Raw genomic sequence first — 19,889 nt, forward strand, 5'->3', positions numbered from 1 at the left:
GAGAAAATTATGATGGAAATCGTATCGACTTTTGTTTCTGAATTTATAACTCTCTTTGCGGAAATGGCCCCGTTCCTGCTGCTCGGTTTTTTGCTGGCGGGAATCATTCACGTATGGCTTCCGCAGGCCCTTTATATCCCGAAAATTTCCAAGCCTACTTTTAAGTCTAGCTTGTGGGCGGCACTCTTTGGCGTTCCGCTTCCTATTTGCAGCTGTGGCGTGATTCCTACCGCTGTGGCTCTCCGCAGGGAAGGTGCCAGCAAGGGCGCAAGCGTGTCCTTCTTGATTTCTACTCCGGCGACGGGGGTGGATTCCATTTTGGCAACCTACTCTTTGTTGGGTTTGCCTTTCGCAATTTTGCGCCCCATTGCGGCCTTTGTTACGGCATTGTTTGGCGGCGTGGTGACGAACTTTGCAACGAAGGGTGAGAACGAAATTGCTGCAGACGCCAAGGCCGTTTGCGTTGATGAACACTGCAGCTGCGGTGGCCACGACCACGATCACGACCATTGCGAATGTGGCGACCACGACCACAATCACGACGATCACTGCGGTTGTAAGGATGACCATTGCGGTTGCGGAAAAATTAAGTGCGGCTGTGGCGATGACGATTGCGAAGATCGCGAAATTCCGGGGACCATCGGCGGCAAGATTCTGGAAACCTTCCGTTACGGCTTAGTGGACATGGTTGCCAATGTCAGCAAGTGGCTCATGATTGGTCTTGTGCTGGGCGCATTGATCGCAGCATTCATTCCCAACGATTTCTTCTTGGCTCTCCGCGAATATCCCTTCCTCTGCATGATTGCCGTTTTGCTGTTGGCCATGCCCATGTACACTTGCGCTACGGGCTCCATTCCTCTGGCATTGGCATTGGTGGCAAAGGGAATTACTCCGGGCGCAGCACTTGTTTTGCTGATGGCTGGTCCTGCAACTAGTATCGCATCTATGATGGTTGTGGGTAAGGCTTTCGGTAAGCGCACCTTGGCCGCATACCTGATTACCATCGCTGGCGGCGCATTGTTCTTCGGCTGGGTGGTGGACACCTTCATGATGGACACCTTCCTCTCCGCAATGATTCCTGGCGGCATGTCGGAACACTGTGCCGGCGCAGAAGCCCTGGGCGTATTTGATTACGTGATGGCAGGCGTTCTCGCTTTGCTCATGATCTACACCAAGCTACCGAAGAAGAGCAAGATCCAAAAGGATTCTGAAACTTCTAGGGTAAAGGAATACACCGTGAAGGGTATGAGCTGCAACCACTGCAAAATGTGTGTGGAAAAGGCTGCCGCCGCTCTCCCCGGAGTTATTCACGCCGAAGCCGATGTGGGCAAAAATCTCCTCACCATCGAAGGCTCGGTGGACGAGGCGGAATTGAAGAAGGCCATTGAAGAAGCCGGCTTCGATTTCCTCGGCGCAAAGTGACGCTTACATATAAATTCAAAGAAAGGCTGGTCAAAAAATTTGGCTGGCTTTTTTATATGTGTACTTATCGGCGGGGTAAATCTTGATCAAAGTTTTACCCTGATATATGATGTAGAAGCTTGCTCCAATGGGTGTATTGAGATATTCGTCTTTACGGACTTTTTCTGAATTTCCGCTGCTAAAGTAGAAACAGTATTTGTCGCCCCATCTGCTTAATGTTGTGTTCTTTTCTTGCAGTTGTTCGGTTTGAACGGTTGGCGAATAGTTAAGCCTATCTGGAAGAGTTAAAGACTCTGGCAATATGATTAATGCTATGCCTGCTAGAGGCAAACCTATCGCACCCAATAACAAGAATTTGTCGTTTCCTTTAAAGGAGCTTCGTTGAGTTTTAAGAAGTGCGATGCCATAATGGAGTAAACCTGCTCCGAAAAAGATGATGAAACCTAAGGCTATAAATTCAATGGTTTCGTAAAATTCAGTTTGAACCAAACTACTTAAAAAGTTGTCGTCGATGAGAATCCCCTTGGGATCATTGGCAACCTTTTTTGTATTCATCACGATTGCAACGACCGCGGAAATAAGTTCAAGGATAGCCCAGATGATGAATACTGATTTTTTATAAATGAGTTTGTTCACGGAAATAAAAATAGTGAAATAACATTCTATATTTAATTATATGAATCGAAATGTGGTAGAAAATAAGCAGTTCGACGAAGAACGCTCCCTATACAACTTGAAGAATTCCGACGTGGTGTCCTGCGTTTTCGCAGGCCCCGCCGATGGTGAGTCTGTACTGAAGGAAGCCCGCGACATCAATGTCATTGACTGCAAGTTTTCTCTGCGCTATCCCATGTGGCACGTCAAGAAATTCACCTTGGAAAAATCCTCCATGGATGAACTCACCCGCGCTGCCCTTTGGTATGCCGACGGCGGTGTCATCAAGGACAGTGTTCTTGGCGGCATCAAGGCTGTCCGTGAATGCAACCGCATTTCTCTGGAAAACTGCAAAATTGTTTCCCAGGAATTCGGCTGGAAGAGTCAGGATATTTCCCTTGAAAATTCTGAAATCGAAGCGGAATATCTTTTCCTGGATTGCACGAACATCTCCCTGAAAAATGTGCAGATGAAAGGCAAGTATTCTTTCCAGTACATCGAAAATCTAACTATCGAAGATTCTGTGCTGGATACAAAGGATGCCTTCTGGCACAGCAAAAATATTACGGTGAAAAATTCCGTAGTGAAGGGCGAATATCTCGCCTGGTTTTCTGAAAACTTGACTCTTGAAAACTGCAAGATTTCCGGAACCCAGCCCCTGTGCTATTGCAAGGGCCTGAAGCTCATCAACTGCACCATGGAAGGCGCGGATCTAGCCTTCGAATACTCCGATGTCGAAGCAGACGTGAAGGGCGATGTCATTTCCATCAAGAATCCGAAATCCGGAACCATCGTGGTGGACTCCGTCGGCGAAATCATCTGGGACGACCCGGTGATGCCCTGCAACGGCGTCGTCAAAACCAGATAAATTTTCTTATCTCACGAAGTTCATGGGCTGCCAGGGTTCCTTGGCTTCCACTTCGGCGGTGCCTGTGGCGAATTTCTTCAGCATGAATGCCATGTTGTTTGCGAGGGTGCGCATGGTCTGCATGCCTTCCACGTCCTGTGCGGATTCGGCTTCGTTGCGGCCGTAGGCGATGTTCCAGTACTGGGAAGTGACGATAGGCATGTTCAGCATCTGGAAGGGCATTTGCAAAGTCTGGAAGGCGGCGGTTGCGCCACCACGACGGCAGCAGCAAACAGCGGCGGCGGGCTTGCCCTGCATCAGGCTTCCGGCGGAATAAGCCATGCGCTGGATCAGGGAAAGTACGGAACCGTTGGGCTGTCCCCAGTAAACCGGAGAGCCTACAATCAGGGCGTCGCTAGTTTCCATCTTGGCGATGATTTCGTTGCAGATGTCTTCGTCAAAGGCGCAGCGGTTGTTGCCCTTGTTCTTGCAAACGTTGCAGGCGATGCATCCGCGGATGCCTTTGTTTCCAATCCACACGATTTCACTTTCGATACCGTTCTTGTTCAGCTGTTCCGCTGCCTGATTCAGAGCGGTAAAAGTGTTGCCGTTTTTACGGGGGCTACCGTTAATTAAAAGAACTTTCATGATTACTCCAATTGACTAAAAATATAATCAAATCAATCCGGCTTTTGCCCTACGTGGGCGAGCCATTTGCATTCCGTGATTTCCATTTCTGTGAATGTGGCGTCAAAGGAGGAATCCTCTGGGCTGCAGGCGTAAATGCCGAACTGGATTTCGTCGGTGGCGCGGGCCATGTGGCAAATTCTCATTACATCGGCGGGAATTGCTGTGGTTGCCCAATCGGAATAGCCCATGTTGGTGACGACGCTTCCTAAATGCTGGAAGGATTCGTTCTCGAATTCAATGGAAGCTTTCAGCCAGTTTTCACTATCCAAGTACTTAAGCAGAATTTGATTCCCGCGGCGATTACGCCCCAGGATGCAGCCGTTGTCTATGCATCAGAAGCGGATGTCTTGAACAAGGCCCTTTTCGGGTTTACTGCTGCACAGTGGCGTGAGGCGAATCCGATGTTAGACGGAAATGTTCGTGACCACGCTTCCATCAACCAGCTGATTTGTCTTTCCAATATGGAGTCGCTAAACTCCGTGCTGATTAACGAAGGCCTGCTGCAATCCGAACGCCTGCTGAAATAGAAGTGTTCGCGCAGTCATTTCAATTGCGAATACAGCATGTTGGCAACTGAACCTGGTTCAATATTCTGCGCAAATGGCAGCTCCATAAACAATGCTTATGTCCGTTTACCTCGAAAATCATATATATTACAATCAGGTTTTAGAGGTGTTTATGGACAAGAAGTTCTTAATTATGCCGGCGCTGGCTTTGTGCGCAGCGCAGGCATTCGGTTCAACATATTATGTTGCTGTTGACGGGAATGACGCTGCCGCAGGTTCAAAGGAAAAGCCTTTTGCATCTTTAAAGAAGGCCAATACGGTGGTGGCTGCCGGTGATACGGTGTGGATCCGCGGCGGTGTCTATGATATGCGCGATACCTCCTATTGTGAACGCGCCAGAATGTCTGCAGGTGTTTTGTTGACTACCAGCGGCGAAAGTGACGACAAGCGAATCCATTATTTTGCCTACCCTGGGGAACGTCCGATTTTTGACGGCACAAATCTTCCCATCGGTCAGGCCCTGGATAAAACCACTTCGTCTACGGATCTGGAATACACGGCGGGCATCTTGATTTATGCAAGCTATTTGCACTTGAAGGGGATCGAGGTCCGCAATGTTCCCATGAAGCATAATTCCAATTCGGGTGTATATGTTACCCGATGCAAGCATGTGATTTTGGAGCAGATGGAAAGTCATCACAATGCGGGTCCGGGCTTCTTTGTGAATGAAGGCGGAAGGGGCCTTAACGGCGGTGGTCATCTGTTCTTGAACTGCGACGCCCACGATAATTATGACCCCACTGGCCGTCAGGGCGATGGTGAAAATGCCGACGGTTTTGGCGTGCATTACCAGTATGACGGCGACACCACGAAATTTTTCGGTTGTCGTTCCTGGTGGAACAGCGATGATGCCTACGACTTAATCAATCAGGAATTCCCTGTTGTCATAGAAAACAGCTACGCCATGGGAAGCGGCTATAGCGACTACGGTACAAAGATGCCGAAAAATGGAAATGGTTCCGGATTCAAGTTGGGCGAAAGTACATTTGGCGGTGGACATCATATCATTCGAAACAGCGTCGCCTGGAAGAATGAGACTTTCGGTTTTTATGCCAACTATACAGGTGCGGGAACTCAATGGATCAGCAATACGTCATTCCAGAATGGTCAACGGGCCTTCAACATGGCATCCACCACATTTGATGCTGAAGGAAGGCGCACAGCCGATGTAGCCGTATTGACAGGCGACAATGCCCATGTGCTGAAAAACAACATTGCGTTCCCTAATCTGAATTCCCAGGTTGGTGTGTGCTGGGTGAAAATCGATGACAGCGATGCTGGGCATGATGAAAATTGTGCCGCTGGCGAAAACAACACTTGGAACCTGAAGTTGGATTTGACGGAAGACGACTTTATGAGTATTGACGACCCCAGCATGACGGTGACGGGCGAAGACCTTTCCAAGATTCCTGGGATTTTGGGACCGCGAAATCCTGATGGAAGCGTTCCTAATGTGGACTTTTTGAAGTTGAAGGATGGTAGCCGCGCCATCGACAAGGGCGAAGATGTGGGGGCGGTATTTGCCGGCGCTGCACCGGATCTTGGGGCTTATGAATTCGGGCTTCCGTCTAGTAGTTCTGTGATTTCGAGTAGTTCTGTCGCGGATCCCGGTTCTTCTAGTTCTGCGGCTGAATCAAGCAGTTCCATTGGCAACACAACTTCTATCGTTGCGAATTTCGTCGGGTCTGCCGCACACGTTGGCACGGCTGTGGTGTTTGACTTGCAGGGACGTTACCTGGGGGCTTTGCAGGCAGAACAGCTTCGTGGTGGAAACGTAGTCGATGCTGTGCGCACTCAGTTCCGTACGCCTGGCGCATACCTGGTTCGCATCGGTCACGAAATCCAGAAAGTGAATGTGAAGTAATCGGGACTAAACCGGAACTTAGCCAACCTGGTCCATGATCTTGTCGAAGTCGGTGGGTTTTTCGAAAAGCATCTTCTTCAGCTTTTGCATTTTGGGAAGGTTGGTGGCAGTATCCAAGCTGCCGCACTTGAGTGCTTCTTCGTAAAGGGCGGTTTTGTAGGTGATTTTATCCAGCACTATCTGCAAGTTGGCCATTTCTTCTTCGATGGCGGCCTTGCGCTTGCGGAACATTTCTACGCGTTCGGCCAAGGTGGAATCGCCCATTTGGAACCACTTGATGTACTGTGCGATTTCCTTGATTTGCAAGCCCGAGGACTTGAGGCATTCAATCATGGTGAGCCAGCCCAAATCGGATTCAGTGTAAACGCGGAGACCAGAGCTGCTCTTGGTGACGAAGGGGAGGAGCCCTTCCTTTTCGTAGTAGCGCAGGGTGTGGGCGCTAAGTCCTGTTTTCTTTACAACTTCTCCGATAGAAAATCCCATGATGGTCCTGCCTTGTTTTTTTTGAAAAATAAAAAATAAATTTTCTACGGCAAGTCTTGACTTTGAGTCAACTCTAGATCTTATATTTAAGAGGCGTTTTTTAAAGGTTTTGAAAATTCCAGGTTTTTGAAAATGGATGAACTGCATCAGAAATTCGAGTTGTTGAAATGCCAGTTGAGAGGTCTCGGCAAGGTTGCCGTGGCTTATTCTGCCGGCGTGGATTCTACGTTTCTGTTGAAGGTGGCTCATGATGTACTGGGAGTGAATGCGGTTGCCATTACGATAAAGTCCAGGGTGGTTCCTGGCCGCGAAATTCAGGAGGCTCTGGATTTTTGCAAGGCAGAAGGCATTCTCCATTTGGTCCTGGATTTTAACGAGATGGATGTGGACGGCTTTCGGGAGAATCCTCCTGACCGTTGCTATGTGTGCAAGCGTTCGATTTTTAAGGCCATCATCGGGGCGGCCGCGGAGCATGGGATTCCTGCAGTTTGTGAAGGCTCCAATGTGGATGACCTTGGAGATTACCGCCCGGGATTGAAGGCGATTGCGGAACTGAACGTGAAGAGCCCGCTCCGTGAGGCGGGCCTCACCAAGGCAGGCATCCGCACGTTGTCCCGGGAACTTGGGCTCCCGACGGCGAGCAAGCCCTCATTTGCCTGCCTTGCCAGCCGCATTCCTTACGGAGAACAAATTACGGAAGAAAAATTGCGGCTGGTGGAGCGGGCCGAGCAGTATCTGCAGGATTTGGGTTTTGTTCAATATCGAGTTCGTTGCCGTCTTGTTCCGCAAAAATCGCCTGCTGCAGAAACCTATATGGCTAGCATAGAAATCCTGCCGGAGCAATTTCCCCTTTTCAGGGAAAAACAGGGGGAAATTACAGAAAAACTCGTTCGTCTGGGTTTTTCGGACGTTGCACTGGACGAAAAGGGCTACCGTACCGGTAGTTTAAACGAAAAAATTTTTCAAAAAAATATCTTGCTTTAGAGTTAACTCTAAGTATTATATTTCCAATATAAAGTTGCGTTAAATACGCATTAGGTTATTTAATAAAAGGAGTACTTATGTGCTGTTTTGTCGCCCCCATGGCCGAAGCCATCGTTACCACCGTCACCACCATCGTTTTGGAACAGACCGACAAGTCTGCCAAGCAGGGTGCTGATCTTCAGGTTGCCACCAAGAAGCAGGCCATCTGCAAGAACCTGAAGGTCCTTTCCAAGATGCTTTGGGGCGGTTCTGTACTGTTGGCTTTTGAACATGTCTGGCACGGCGAACTGCAGGCCTTCTATCCGTTTTTGACTGCGGCTTCCAGCCCCGAAGCCATGAGCCAGATGTGGCATGAAGTCGCTACCGTGGGTACATCCATGGCGGGCCTTGTTACAGTGGCCTGGGCCGCTCTTATGGCAGTCCGCAGCAAGTTCCACAAGGCTGTTCCTGCAGAAGTCGAGGCTCGCAAGTAATGGCTTTGCTCATAACCATTTTTGCAGCGATTTTCTGCACCGTGCTCTGGTACCGCGATGTTGAGAACAAGATGCGTCTTTCTCCCTTGTGCTACATGTACTGGGGCGCATCCCTCATGTGGTTCGTAGATGCCATTTTTGAATATGCAGAACTTCGCGCTGAATTTTTCACCCCGGCTGCAGGCGACATGCTGAATGACGCTTTCCTGGGTTTCTCCGCTGTGGCATTTGGCCTGGTGATTTGGCTTGCCATGCTCCTCATTAAAGACCCCAAGGGTCGTTTCCATAAGGTGGCTTAAATGGATCGTCGTGATTTTATAAAGACTGTAGGCTCTGCCGCTTTGATTAGCGCCATGGCTACTCCCGTTTTTGGTAAGCCCAAGAACCAGGAAGTGAAGGAAGCCGGCAAGGATGTTTCCAACGTTTACTTCACCAAGGATCTTTCTGCCGAAGGCCTCATCAAGTTGTACAACAAGGTGAACCAGAATATTTCCGGCAAGGTGGCCATCAAGGTTCACACCGGTGAAAAGAACGGCCCCAACATTTTGCCCCGCGAATGGGTCAAAGCTGTGCAGCAGTTGATTCCCAATTCCAACATTGTGGAAACCAACACATACTACCATCCCAGCGACCGCGACACCACCGAAAAGCATCGCGAGACTTTGAAGGTAAACGGCTGGACTTTCTGCCCCGTGGACATCATGGACGAAGAAGGTACGGTGATGCTCCCTGTTCCTGGCGGCAAACACTTCAAGGAAATGAGCATGGGCGGCCATATCGTGAATTACGATTCCATGGTGGTGCTGACCCACTTCAAGGGCCATACCATGGGTGGTTTCGGCGGTTCCCTCAAGAACATCGCCATCGGCTGTGCCGACGCCAATGTGGGCAAGAAGATGATTCACGAAAAGATGGAAGATCCGGATTTCAACGCAAAGCCGGAACTTTACCCCAAGTGGAGTAACAGCGGCAAGCGCTTCATGGAAGCCATGGCCGAATCCGGCAAGGCAACCGTCAATCACTTTAAGGGCAAGATGTGCTTTATCAATGTACTGCGCCGTATGTCCGTGGACTGCGACTGTGCTGGCGTTGGCGCTGCTGAACCCACTTGCCGCGACATCGGTATCCTTGCTTCCACCGATATTCTCGCTGTGGACCAGGCCAGCGTAGACATGGTTTACAAGCTGCCCATTGGCGAACTGAAGGATATCAAGGAACGCATTGAAAGCCGCGAAGGACTTCATCAGCTCCCTGCCATGGAAGCTCTGAAGATGGGCAACCGCAAGTATCGTATCATTGAACTTTAATAAAAAGGCCGTTATGGATCGTCGTGATTTTCTGAAGGCTTCTGCAGGTGCCGTTGCTGTGGCTGGTCTTACAAGTGCTGCAAACGCCGCTGCTCCCGCAAAAAACTCCAAGGAGGACAAGGTGTCTACCGTCTATTTTACCAAGGATCTCAGCGCCGCTGGCGTTCTGAAACTTTACGAAAAGGTGAAGCAGAATATTTCTGGTAAGGTGGCCATCAAGCTCCACACTGGCGAACCCAACGGTCCCAACATTATTCCCCGCGAATGGGATGAAGCCTTGCAGAAGGCTATTCCCAACAGTACCATCGTAGAGACCAACACCCTGTATCAAGGCGGCCGCTATACTACCGCCGATCACCGCAAGGCCCTGGAAGTCAATGGCTTCACCAAGTTCACCGTGGTGGACATTATGGACGAAGATGGCGAAACTCCCATTCCTGTGAAGGACGGTTACTGGCTCAAGGAATTGCATGTAGGCAAGCACATGCTGAACTACGATTCCATGGTGGTGTTCACCCACTTCAAGGGTCATGCCATGGGCGGCTTCGGCGGCTCCATGAAGAACATCGCCATCGGTTGCGCCGGCGGCCAGATTGGTAAGCGCGAAGTCCACTTGAATACATCCGATGTAAATTCTTCTGCCGATTGGATTATGGGCGCCAAGTTCATGGAACTGATGGGCGACTCCGCTAAGGCTACCTGCGATCATTTCAAGGGCAAGATGTGCTTCATCAACGTGCTGCGCCGTATGTCCGTGGACTGCGACTGTGCAGGCACCAGTGCTGCAGAACCTACCTGCCGCGATATCGGTATCCTTGCTTCTACCGACATTTTGGCTGTGGACCAGGCTAGCATTGACATGGTTTACAAGCTTCCTCCCAAGGAACTTGCCGACCTGAAGGAACGTATCGAATCCCGCGAAGGTTTGCATCAGCTTGACGCCATGGAACACCATAAGATGGGTTCCCGCAAGTACAAACTGGTGGAAGTTTTGTAATTTTCCATTGAACGGAAATTTCTATAACAAGTGCCGAGGTTAGCATGTCTCTTGGAATTCCTGAAATCATTCTGATTGTTGTCGTTGTTCTGCTCCTGTTCGGTGGCAAGCGCATTCCTGAACTGGCCCGCTCTCTTGGCCGTGCCCAGCACGAATACAAGAAGGCAAAGGACGCCCTGAAGGAAGAAGCTGAAGACCTGCAGAAGACCGTTGAAAAGGTCGGCGAAGCAGAAGCGAAGAAGGAACAGCAGGATTAGACTGTTTAGTAGACAGTAGTTGGTAGACAGTTTTTTTTATAATCGCACGCTGGTGCGTGCCAGATAAAACTTCCTACTTCCTACTTCCTACTTCCTACTATGATTAGTAAAGATTCTCAGGAACAGACGCTGGTTTCTCACCTGGAAGCCTTGCGTACGGCGTTGATTCACTGTTTTGTGGCGCTAGGCATCGGGATTATCCCGATGTTTTTGTTGTCGTCCTATATTCTTGACTGGTTCAGCGCAGAGCTTGTTGCCCAGAGCGGCGCAACCCTTCATTACTTCTCTCCCATGGAAGTGTTCCTGCTGCAGCTAAAAATCGCGGCACTTATGGATTGCGTCATCTGTTCTCCGTACATTGCCTGGAACTTGTGGAAGTTTGTACTACCGGGCCTTTACGATAACGAACGGAAGTTTGTCCGTTCCATTGTGTGGATGACCAGTGGGCTTTTTATTTCGGGCGTGGTGTTCTGCCTAGGAATTTGCTTCCCGCTGGTGGTGCGCTTCGGTATGAGTTTTGAAAGCGAAACTCTACAGCCAATTTTCGGTGTGGAAAACATCGTTACGCTGGCTTTGTGGCTTTCCCTAGCTTTTGGATGCATGTTCCTGTTCCCGCTGGTGACTTACGCTCTGATTCGCTCTGGCGTTGTTTATTACGAAACAGTCTGTCACGCACGCCCTTATGTGGTGGTGGGAATCCTTGTGTTGGCGGCTTTGCTGACTCCGCCGGATATTATTAGCCAGCTGATTCTGGGCGCTCCTACCTATCTACTTTTTGAAGCGGGTTTGTTTGCTGCTCGAAAACATAAAGGCGAACAGTTCAAGGAATGTAATGAAGAAAATTCGCCTGTTCATGTGGAGGCCGAATCAGGCTCTCTTTCGCAAAAAAAATCGCAAAATTCGCATGACGCAACATTTGGTGAATCCGAGGATGTCGACTTTGCTGCCCCAGCCTCTCCTTATCAGGTAGGAACAGAGCGAAACGCAGACAAGTGGAAGCCTAATTGATATTTAAAAACTGCCTAAGATTTTGATTATGAAGAATACTCTTGCAAATGATCGTTACGAAGACATTGGTTTTGCAAAGTTGGACGTGAGCCGTGAAAAGCGTACTGGTACTGCCGAGGCGATTTACTGCGCGGGAAAAACCAAGGAGCAACTTCTGAAAATTCTCCAGACTTTCGAGGAGAATGGCTGTTCCGTACTTGGAACCAAGTGCAGTGCCGAGCAGTATGAGTTTGTAAGAGCGAAAATGCCGAAGGCCTGTTACAACGAAATTGCCAAAATCATCTCTGTAAAAGCAGGCAAGGCCGCTCCCAACGCTTCAAAGAAATCAGGCAAGAATCGTGGAACCATCGCGGTTTGCTGTGCCGGTACTGCCGACTTGCCCGTTGCCGAAGAGGCCGCCTTGACAGCGGAATTTTTCGGGGCCAAGGTCATGCGCCATTATGATGTGGGCATCGCCGGGCTCCATCGGCTGCTTTCTAAGATTGAGGAAATCCGCAAGGCGGATGTGGTTATCGCTGTGGCTGGTATGGAAGGGGCGCTGGCTGGTGTCATTGCTGGACTCGTCAAGGCTCCCGTGATTGCTGTACCGACGTCTGTTGGATACGGCGCTTCTTTTCAGGGCGTGGCTCCGCTTTTGACCATGTTGAATACCTGTGCCGAAGGCGTTTCCGTGGTGAACATTGACAATGGTTTTGGTGCGGCAGTGAGTGCCGTTAGAATGCTGAACATCAAATAACTTTAGTGCGGCGTAGCTCGCGGAATTTTGATTTTATGAAATATCTTTATCTGGATGGATCTTGCGGAATTAGTGGCGACATGACTGTTGCCGCCTTGTTGGACCTGGGTGCTTCCCGTGAAAAGCTGGATGCCGCCATCAACAGCATGCATCTTGAGGAAATGCACTGCCATTTCGGTCGTGGTAATTCTTACAGTATTGCCGGGGCAACCTTTGATGTTCACGTTCATACCCATCATGGTGAAGAAAGCGCAGATCATGTTCACGCCCATGAAGGATGCTACGTAGAACATCACCATGAACATCATCATTCCCATGAGCACCGCCACCTGAAGGAATGCTACGGTATCTTGGAACATGTGGCTAGCCATGGTACCCTTTCCCAGAACGCCCTTGCCCTAGCCAAGAAAATTTTTTTGATGATTGCCCAGGCCGAGGCGAAGGCTCACGGCGTTGCAGTAGAAGATGTCCATTTTCACGAAGTAGGTGCCATTGACTCCATCGTGGATATCATGGCGGTGGCTATTTTGGTAGAAGACCTGCAGGAAACTCAAGGCGTTTCTCAAGTGGTGGTGACGGGCCTTAACGAAGGTTCCGGATTTGTGCAGACCCAGCATGGAATGCTCCCGATTCCTGTTCCTGCGGTGGCAAGCATTGCAGAATCCGCAGGCATCGCGCTCCACATAACAGATACCAAAGGCGAGATGGTAACTCCCACAGGAATCGGCGTGGTAGCCGCTATCCGTACCTGCGAAAAACTTCCTGTGAGTTACAAGATTTTGAAATCCGGCATCGGACTTGGCAAACGCGATTTCGGTCGAGCCAATTTCCTGCGTGCCCAAATCATCGAAAGTGTTGAAGATGAAAATCGCGGGGGTGATGAAGTCTTCATGGTGGAATGCAATATCGATGACCAGAGTCCCGAAGAACTGGGTCTTGCCATGGACAAGATTTTCGAAGCTGGAGCCAAGGACGTTTACTTTGTTCCGTGCTACATGAAGAAGAACCGCCCGGCCGTCGTTCTTCACGCTCTTGCGGATAGCGAAAAGCTTCCCCAGGTGGAAACCGCCATTTTGCGTCACACGAATACGGTGGGCATCCGTCGTTATCCCGTCACCCGCACCTGTATGGGACGGACTTTTGCCGACGTAGAAACTCCCTATGGAACAGTGAAAGTCAAGAAGTGCAAACTGGGCGACATCGAAAAGTGTAAACCCGAATTCGAAAGCGTGAAGGAAGTTGCCGAAAAGGCTGGCGTTACCTTCCGCGAAGTTTCAGAAGCTGCAAAAAGGTAAAATCAGGCGGCTGGTTGAGACTTTCTCTACGTTTTGTTCTCACCATCGAAAAAAAAAGGTGCATTGCCTTCCGAAATAGGGTAATTTAACCTTGTGTTTATGGAGATGGTGATATGAGAAAAATTTTTCAAGGTGTTGGTTCATCGAATTTCGGTGCAATTTTTGTAGCAGTTGCCTTTGGCGCTGCGACCTCTGCTTTTGCAATTACGGCAAATCCTAATGTGAGCATGGGTAAGAACCTTTATGTGGGCGGTGCTGTAAATTCCAACTGGAAGCCGGAAGTTTATACCGACGGCCATCTGGATTTTAATCAGGTGGCTTCTGCATCTGATTTCGCATTGAATGTGGGGGAGGGTCCCACCAAACTTTTCGTGACTTGGGAAACCCGCGGTGACGAAGCCTGGATTGGCGACCAGTATGTGCATGCGGCTTCTTGCCAGCACAACCCTAAGGCTGATGCGTCTCTGCAAAATTTCAAGATCATGACTTCTGCCAATTCCACCAACGGTGTGGACGGCGATTGGGAAGTTGCTGCGGAAGTCGGCGAGAGCGGCGCCATGTCCCGCGGTATGGCCATCGACTTTGCCGGGAAATCCTGGTTCAGGATAGTCGCTGAATCTCCTGTGAAAAATCTTGAAGAAGTGGGCGCATACGATATTAGCAATGGCGGAAACGACACTTGGTTCTTTATGGGCACGAGCATCAGTCAGATGGGCATGAAATCCATTGAAGTTGACTCCAATTTTGCACAGTTGATTCACGCTCGCTATCCGGATTACTACCCGGCAATGCTTCGCGGTGGTATCGGCTGCGTGAATACCGACGGCATTATCGACGGTCTTTCCTCTTATACTGAATATGTGAGCAACGTGAAGTACTGGGCCATTGAAATGGGAACCAACGATGCCTGGGGTGATGAGACTGGATGGAACGTTGAACACTTTGCAAGCAACATGCAGGATATTATCGATGTGGCAAAGAGAAGTGGTGTTACTCCGATTATTGCCCGCATGATTGCTACCAATCCTGAAGTTGCCAAGTGGCAGGTTTACCAAGGTTACCTAGATGCCATTGATGAATTGACTACAAAGAATAATTTGCCCAAGGGTCCGGATTTCTTTGATTACTTCTCCAAGCATCCGGAAGAACTTTCTTCTACTGATGGTGTTCATCCTAACGAAAAGGGCGCTGCCAGTATGCATCGTTTGTGGGCCGAGGCTGTAGCCCCTCTTTATGAAGGTGAAAATGCAGGCGAAGGCTCCGAAGGTCTTGATGCTCGCAAATTCAAGAACGCCCATTTTGCTGTACCCCAGGTTCGCGTGGCGGACAAGGCGATCACCGTTTCCAATGTGAATAGTTCCGCAGACATTACGGTGATGGACGCCATGGGCCATGCGGTTACAAATCGCAATTTGCCCAATGGAAATTACTTTGTTGTCATTCGCGCCGCAGGAGTTTCCTACACGACGAAAGTTACGGTGAAGTAAATTTTCTGCTGGATGGACCTATGGCCGCAAGTAAAGTGATTGAACGTCTCTTTGAATACGATGATTATCGTAAGTTTCTGCAGGATTATTTTGAAGAGCAGAAAAATCAAAGTGCTGTATTTTCTCACCGTTTTTTTGCGGCGAAGGCCGGTTTCAAGACATCCTCCTATTGTCTGAATGTGATTCGTGGTCGTTTGAATGCCTCAAGGATTCCGGCCTCCAGATTAAGGAAATCCGCCAGTACATCGAATGGTTCCGTCAGAGAGATTCTACCCTTCAACAGCGTCTTGAACTTTTCCAGAACCGCCGTAAGGCCCTGGAAGCAGAAATGGCCCGCATGCAGACCGTGATGAACAAGATCACCTTCAAGGAAACCTTGTACACCACAGCCCTCAAGTTGGGAAGTCTCGCCGCTGCCGACAACGACAAGACCATCATGCGCCTGAAAAAAAGCTCTTTGACTCTCCGGATGATTTTGACAAGAAAGTCGCCGGCTAATCATTTCACCGACAAATAGCAGACGAATCAAGTTTTCACAAACAAAAAATCCTGGGCAACGCCCGGGACTTTTTTTAAAGGCCGTTACTTTTCAGCCAGCGATCTATACGAGAATTCAGGTCTCTTCCGCCGCTGTAGTAGAATTCAAAGGGGAACCCTACATAGCTTTTCTGCAGTTTCTTGTTTAAGTCAGAAACGCTGTCGCCGTAGCGGGTGCCCCCATGGCTGGAAAAGCCGGCAACGGTCTTGCCCTTGAAATCATAGCTTTCCAGGAAGGTGAATACGGGCATGGGAATGGTGGCCCACCAGGTAGGATACCCCAGCAAGACAACGCTGTACTTGGACATGTCTTTGATTTTTGTCCTGAGAGGAGGGCGAGCGTCGCTATTCAAGTCCTTTTGGGTAACTTCGTAAATGCCACCGCGGTAAGGCTTTGCCATTTCGATTTCCACAAGGTCAACATTTCCGTCGCCGTACTTCTTTTTCATCTGCTTTGAAACGTATTCCGCTGCACTTTGGGTGTTGCCGGAATAGCTGAAGTAGGCTATGAGAATTTTCAGATTTTTTGGAATGCTGATGGCATTGATTTCGGGATTGAATTTCGTTTCAATGATTGCGGCGGAATTTGCATCTCCAGACTTTGCATTGCGTGCAATTCTAAAGCCGAGATTACGATCATTATCCAGCGGATTGGTGGCAGAACGGTAGGCGCTTCTCAGGTGCTTTCCAAAATCGTTGTAGGCACCGCCACGATTCACACGGTAAATTCCAACGCGCGGTCCTGCAGGGTTCAGCTTTTCCGTTTCATTATATTCACCGTAGTAGTCAAAGACCCATTCGCTGACATTGCCGTGCATATTGTACAATCCAAAAGCGTTTGGCTTGTAGGAATCAACGGCAACGGGTTCATCAATAACGGAGCCGGGCACCACATTCTTGTTGGTGTGATGCATATAGTTTTCTTCAATTAGGTACGGATAGCTTCCGTAATAGTTGGCGTCTTCAACGCGGTTCCAGTTTCCGGTGCTGAAAACTGTTGTAGTTCCTGCACGATTGGCGTATTCCCATTCCGCCTCGGTAAGCAAACGGTAGCCGTTGGCACCACGATTCCAGGTGACAGTTATGTCGCGGGCCCTGCCAGATTCGCCACGACTGACCCTATAGGCTTCCTGCAAACCTTCCGCTCGACTTTTGGCGTTGCAAAATTCAATGGCGTCGTAGTAGGTGACGTTCTGAACAGGGAGATTCCCGCCTTTAAAGGTACTGGGATTTTTGCCGGTGATTTTTTCGTAATCCTTTTGCTGAACTTCGTAGGCGTCCACATAAAAATCGCCGAGAGTTACGGAATGCTGTTTTTCGTCCAGTTGACGCTGGCGTTCCGTAGTGGGGCTTCCCATGGTAAACATTCCGCCCTTTACAAGCATCATCTTACTTTCTGCAAATGCAGAAACGACAAGACTGAATATGCCGATTGCAATAACGCATTTTTTCATAAAACGACCTTTGCGAATTTTAAGGCTCGTGGATTAATCAAGATTTTTTAAGAAGTTTCATTCCCAAATGGGTCATGATACACATGCCTGCTGAAATCCCAAGCAACTGTAAAACTGCAGCGGAGACGCTTTCTGCGGCCAGCTTCCAACCGCCGGTAACGAACATGTATACATAAAGTTGGGACTGTACAAATCCGTAAACGCCGGCAGAAATCAACAGTCCGTAGGCGATAGACAACAATGACATTTTCCAGATACGGCTGCGACAGAAATTTTCCAACTTATCCAGTTTCGTGTCAAGATGGAATCCTAAATGAAATAGCATCACCATAAAGCCCCAACAGCAACTAGCCAAGTGAACTTCGCGAGCAGTCTGCGTCGCCTTCATAGGGGACCATTCAAAAACAAGCCCCGTCATGAAAATGGAGCTGACAGCCATGGTAATCATCAGGGCGAAAAGGATCCAGTCCATAACGTTCATGGCGATACGTCGGGCATTCCATTTTCCCTTGGCCATAGATCTATAAAACCAGAAGTTCATCCCATGATGAACCACAAATAAAACGAAGAGAGCTATGCCCACATACCCATGGCTGGTAAGGTCATGGATGGCTCCATAACTCATGAGGTACAGAAAGCAGCTGTACATCAATACGTCAATGATGATTTTTGCAGTTCGTTTCATTTAGGTGCAAATATTCCCTGCCGATGGATTTGGTCATCAAAAGAATTTCCCATAAATATAAGACCTGGAGCTAGCTCTAGGTCAAGGGTTGCATCGCATTTTTTAGAAAATTATTTTTAAAGTGCCGCGACGCGCAATCTGTACTTATTTAATGTAATAGACGTAGTTTTCCTTGCGGGCGAGTGCCTTGGGCTCGGGAGTCTGGCGGTAGCCTAATGCCACGTGGCCGATGCCTTCGTAGTTGCCCTTGATGCCCAGCTTTTCAAGAAGGGCCTTGCCAAATTCGCTGTCGAACTCCTGACGGGCACGGTGGATCCAGACGCTGCCCAGGCCGATACTGGCTGCGGCATTCATCAGGTTTCCCATAACAAGACTGCCATCGTTGATGTAGGTGCCAGAAGCATTATTGGCATCGCGATCGGCGATGACAATCAGGATGACGGGCGCGCCATAGAAGGGATCGAAACCTTCTTCCCAGCCGCCAATCTTGCGGTTTTCTTCGGCAATCTGGTCGCGGACTTCCTTGTTGGTAACGGCAATGATGATGGAAGACTGCTGGTTCTTTCCGGAAGGGGCGAATGTGCCTGCGCGAAGCACGGCTTCCAATTCCTCGTCGGTAATCATGTCGGGCTTGAACTTGCGGCAGCTGCGGCGAGTTTCCAGAGTCATCAGGGTTTCGTTCATCATTGCTTTACCTATGGCGAAAAAGTTTTGACGAGGGCCATTCGGCACCACGTTCATTATAAAAATAGCATTTTCAAATAACCGACTTTAAAAAAATTGAAATTTATTCAAATAAGGTCTTGACCTAGAGTCAACTCTAGGTGATATATTATAGCACAAAAAGAGGTTTCAATGAAAAAGATCATCCTCATCTTTTTAACAATCCTTATGGGGGCTGCCATGGCTGCTGAATCCAAGAAACTAGTCGTCTACTATTCTCGCGCTGACGAAAACTACAGTGTGGGCTACATCAAAAAAGGCAATACAGAAATCATTGCCGAAATCATCGCGGCAAAGACTGGCGCAACGCTTCTGAAAGTGGAACCCGCCAAGGAATACCCGAAGGTTTACGATGAGTGTATTGCGGTTGCAAAAAAGGAATTGGCAAACGACGCCCGTCCCGAAATTAAACCGGTTAGTGTCAATCCGGAAGAATACGACGAAATCTATGTCGGATATCCCGTGTGGTGGGGCGAAATGCCTATGCCCATGGTAACCTTCTTCGAAAAGTACAATCTGAAGGGTAAAACTATTCATCCTTTTGTCACTCACGAAGGTAGCGGTCTCAGCGGTGTAGCCCGACTTAAGAAATTGACCGGCGCCAATGTTACTATGGGTCTCGCCATTTATGGTCACGTTGCCCAGAACGAAAAGTCCAAGGCCGAAAAAGACGTGGAAAAGTGGATTAAGTAAAGGTGCGATATTTGGGCATTCGCAGACTAGAACTGCACCAATGCGCCTCCCCTTTCTCCCCCAAGAACCATGCTGGTAGCCACATAGCCGGCGAATAGTCCGCAGCCGGCAACCACAAAGGGGTTGTCACGATTGTAACTGGCGATACTCGTGGCGAGGGCGGCATTGGTCATGGAATGTCCCGAAGGCCAGCCGTAAAAAACACCTCGTCTGAAAAAGCCCCACTTGAAATCCCGAGAAAGAGACCCACTATTATTTTCTGCATCAGGATGGGCTCGACCAGAAACAGCCTTCAGGATATTGTTATAAAGAAATGCCACTGCTGTCGCCTGGGCTGCCACCGCACCAGTATTGTTCAGGGACTTGTTGTTGCTGATGAAATACATGTAGCCGGGCACAAGAATTGGAAAGAAGGTTCCCATCATCATGCCGGGCGTAAAGGCGATGCCAAATGCGGTTTCGTTCTAGCGAGCGGCAAACCGAGCCACCTTTAAAACCACATCATTGGTGGAGAGCAGATAGGTTGCCCCGCCTCCTGTCAAGTGAAAAAAATGGTCTTGATTGGTTAGGCTTTTTTTGTGGGATTTTGGCTAATTGACGATGATTGCATAATGGTAATTATCTAAATTTTTGAGGCATCATCAACATGTGTGGAAGCATTTAGGCAGCCTTGCTAGATGATTCTCTCGATTCCGATTCCCATTCGTAGGCTATCTTTACATCTACA

22 protein-coding genes and 3 pseudogenes are annotated in these 19,889 nt (G+C 49.1%); 17 read left to right on the forward strand and 8 right to left on the reverse strand.

From position 1 onward, the window contains the following. The first annotated feature begins 9 nt into the window (after window positions 1-9). Window positions 10-1,422, forward strand: coding sequence for an SO_0444 family Cu/Zn efflux transporter (locus BGX12_RS10710; RefSeq protein ID WP_233246364.1), 1,413 nt, complete (start codon window positions 10-12; stop codon window positions 1,420-1,422). Between the two features lie 30 nt (window positions 1,423-1,452). Here BGX12_RS10710 and BGX12_RS10715 read toward each other — a convergent pair whose 3' ends face one another. Further along, entirely contained in the window at window positions 1,453-2,058 is a 606-nt protein-coding gene (locus BGX12_RS10715) for a hypothetical protein (protein ID WP_109736049.1), read from the reverse strand. A gap of 40 nt (window positions 2,059-2,098) precedes the next feature. Here BGX12_RS10715 and BGX12_RS10720 point away from each other — a divergent pair, with 40 nt between their 5' ends. Next, on the forward strand, window positions 2,099-2,944 hold the full coding sequence (locus tag BGX12_RS10720) for a DUF3737 family protein (RefSeq protein WP_109736050.1): 846 nt from the start codon (window positions 2,099-2,101) through the stop codon (window positions 2,942-2,944). 6 nt (window positions 2,945-2,950) lie between these two features. Here BGX12_RS10720 and BGX12_RS10725 read toward each other — a convergent pair whose 3' ends face one another. Both BGX12_RS10725 and BGX12_RS10730 read right to left on the reverse strand, forming a co-directional pair. Continuing rightward, window positions 2,951-3,571 (reverse strand): flavodoxin family protein, encoded by a 621-nt coding sequence (locus tag BGX12_RS10725; RefSeq protein WP_109736051.1) that lies wholly within the window; start codon window positions 3,569-3,571, stop codon window positions 2,951-2,953. Window positions 3,572-3,603: 32 nt separating this feature from the next. After that, a pseudogene (locus tag BGX12_RS10730) lies at window positions 3,604-3,894 on the reverse strand (DUF1349 domain-containing protein); the annotation flags it as partial. Between BGX12_RS10730 and BGX12_RS10735 the strand changes: the two are divergent. Beyond that, a pseudogene (locus tag BGX12_RS10735) lies at window positions 3,886-4,137 on the forward strand (KilA-N domain-containing protein); the annotation flags it as partial. The pseudogenes BGX12_RS10730 and BGX12_RS10735 sit on opposite strands and share 9 nt — an antisense overlap. Before the next feature lie 154 nt (window positions 4,138-4,291). After that, entirely contained in the window at window positions 4,292-6,043 is a 1,752-nt protein-coding gene (locus tag BGX12_RS10740; protein WP_109736052.1) for a right-handed parallel beta-helix repeat-containing protein, read from the forward strand. An 18-nt stretch (window positions 6,044-6,061) separates the two neighbouring features. Here the strand turns inward: BGX12_RS10740 and BGX12_RS10745 are convergent, their stop codons facing one another. Further along, the gene (locus BGX12_RS10745; RefSeq protein ID WP_109736053.1) at window positions 6,062-6,526 is read right to left on the reverse strand and encodes a MerR family transcriptional regulator; all 465 of its coding nucleotides are present in this window, start codon (window positions 6,524-6,526) and stop codon (window positions 6,062-6,064) included. Between the two features lie 132 nt (window positions 6,527-6,658). On the opposite strand from BGX12_RS10745, the gene larE reads away from it, so the two are divergent. The 12 genes and pseudogenes from larE to BGX12_RS10800 all read left to right on the forward strand — a co-directional run bounded on the left by larE (window position 6,659) and on the right by BGX12_RS10800 (window position 15,587). After that, on the forward strand, window positions 6,659-7,510 hold the full coding sequence (gene larE / locus BGX12_RS10750) for an ATP-dependent sacrificial sulfur transferase LarE (protein ID WP_109736054.1): 852 nt from the start codon (window positions 6,659-6,661) through the stop codon (window positions 7,508-7,510). A 77-nt stretch (window positions 7,511-7,587) separates the two neighbouring features. Beyond that, complete coding sequence (locus BGX12_RS10755; RefSeq protein ID WP_109736055.1) at window positions 7,588-7,983, forward strand: hypothetical protein; 396 nt, start codon at window positions 7,588-7,590, stop codon at window positions 7,981-7,983. Beyond that, window positions 7,983-8,282, forward strand: coding sequence for a hypothetical protein (locus tag BGX12_RS10760; protein ID WP_109736056.1), 300 nt, complete (start codon window positions 7,983-7,985; stop codon window positions 8,280-8,282). Before BGX12_RS10755 ends, BGX12_RS10760 begins: the two co-directional genes overlap by 1 nt. After that, window positions 8,283-9,290 carry a DUF362 domain-containing protein gene (locus BGX12_RS10765; RefSeq protein WP_109736057.1) on the forward strand — a complete coding sequence of 336 codons (1,008 nt, stop codon included), beginning with the start codon at window positions 8,283-8,285 and terminating at the stop codon, window positions 9,288-9,290. Between the two features lie 13 nt (window positions 9,291-9,303). After that, window positions 9,304-10,287, forward strand: a complete 984-nt coding sequence (locus tag BGX12_RS10770; protein ID WP_109736071.1) for a DUF362 domain-containing protein — start codon at window positions 9,304-9,306, stop codon at window positions 10,285-10,287. Between the two features lie 44 nt (window positions 10,288-10,331). After that, entirely contained in the window at window positions 10,332-10,544 is a 213-nt protein-coding gene (locus BGX12_RS10775; protein ID WP_109736058.1) for a twin-arginine translocase TatA/TatE family subunit, read from the forward strand. 99 nt (window positions 10,545-10,643) lie between these two features. Continuing rightward, window positions 10,644-11,552 (forward strand): twin-arginine translocase subunit TatC, encoded by a 909-nt coding sequence (gene tatC / locus BGX12_RS10780; RefSeq protein WP_109736059.1) that lies wholly within the window; start codon window positions 10,644-10,646, stop codon window positions 11,550-11,552. 28 nt (window positions 11,553-11,580) lie between these two features. Further along, complete coding sequence (larB, locus tag BGX12_RS10785) at window positions 11,581-12,288, forward strand: nickel pincer cofactor biosynthesis protein LarB (RefSeq protein ID WP_109736060.1); 708 nt, start codon at window positions 11,581-11,583, stop codon at window positions 12,286-12,288. Between the two features lie 35 nt (window positions 12,289-12,323). Next, entirely contained in the window at window positions 12,324-13,583 is a 1,260-nt protein-coding gene (larC, locus tag BGX12_RS10790; RefSeq protein WP_109736061.1) for a nickel pincer cofactor biosynthesis protein LarC, read from the forward strand. Between the two features lie 113 nt (window positions 13,584-13,696). Further along, window positions 13,697-15,070 (forward strand): SGNH/GDSL hydrolase family protein, encoded by a 1,374-nt coding sequence (locus BGX12_RS10795; RefSeq protein ID WP_233246366.1) that lies wholly within the window; start codon window positions 13,697-13,699, stop codon window positions 15,068-15,070. 20 nt (window positions 15,071-15,090) lie between these two features. Further along, window positions 15,091-15,213, forward strand: a pseudogene (locus BGX12_RS15815) (TIGR02147 family protein); the annotation flags it as partial. Between the two features lie 26 nt (window positions 15,214-15,239). Next, window positions 15,240-15,587 (forward strand): MerR family DNA-binding protein, encoded by a 348-nt coding sequence (locus BGX12_RS10800; protein WP_233246367.1) that lies wholly within the window; start codon window positions 15,240-15,242, stop codon window positions 15,585-15,587. 55 nt (window positions 15,588-15,642) lie between these two features. Here BGX12_RS10800 and BGX12_RS10805 read toward each other — a convergent pair whose 3' ends face one another. From BGX12_RS10805 to BGX12_RS10815, 3 genes are all read right to left on the reverse strand, one after another. After that, window positions 15,643-17,061 (reverse strand): flavodoxin, encoded by a 1,419-nt coding sequence (locus tag BGX12_RS10805; protein ID WP_109736062.1) that lies wholly within the window; start codon window positions 17,059-17,061, stop codon window positions 15,643-15,645. A 37-nt stretch (window positions 17,062-17,098) separates the two neighbouring features. Beyond that, the gene (locus BGX12_RS10810; RefSeq protein ID WP_109736063.1) at window positions 17,099-17,746 is read right to left on the reverse strand and encodes a DUF4405 domain-containing protein; all 648 of its coding nucleotides are present in this window, start codon (window positions 17,744-17,746) and stop codon (window positions 17,099-17,101) included. 144 nt (window positions 17,747-17,890) lie between these two features. After that, window positions 17,891-18,430, reverse strand: coding sequence for a nitroreductase (locus BGX12_RS10815; protein WP_109736073.1), 540 nt, complete (start codon window positions 18,428-18,430; stop codon window positions 17,891-17,893). 171 nt (window positions 18,431-18,601) lie between these two features. Between BGX12_RS10815 and BGX12_RS10820 the strand changes: the two genes are divergently transcribed. Further along, a complete protein-coding gene (locus BGX12_RS10820; RefSeq protein WP_233246368.1) occupies window positions 18,602-19,162 on the forward strand; it encodes a flavodoxin in 561 nt (186 codons plus the stop codon). Window positions 19,163-19,188: 26 nt separating this feature from the next. Here BGX12_RS10820 and BGX12_RS10825 read toward each other — a convergent pair whose 3' ends face one another. Beyond that, entirely contained in the window at window positions 19,189-19,590 is a 402-nt protein-coding gene (locus BGX12_RS10825) for a phosphatase PAP2 family protein (RefSeq protein WP_109736064.1), read from the reverse strand. Between the last annotated feature and the right edge of the window lie 299 nt (window positions 19,591-19,889).

This window comes from Fibrobacter sp. UWR4 (assembly GCF_003149045.1).
Taxonomy (GTDB): Bacteria; Fibrobacterota; Fibrobacteria; order Fibrobacterales; family Fibrobacteraceae; genus Fibrobacter.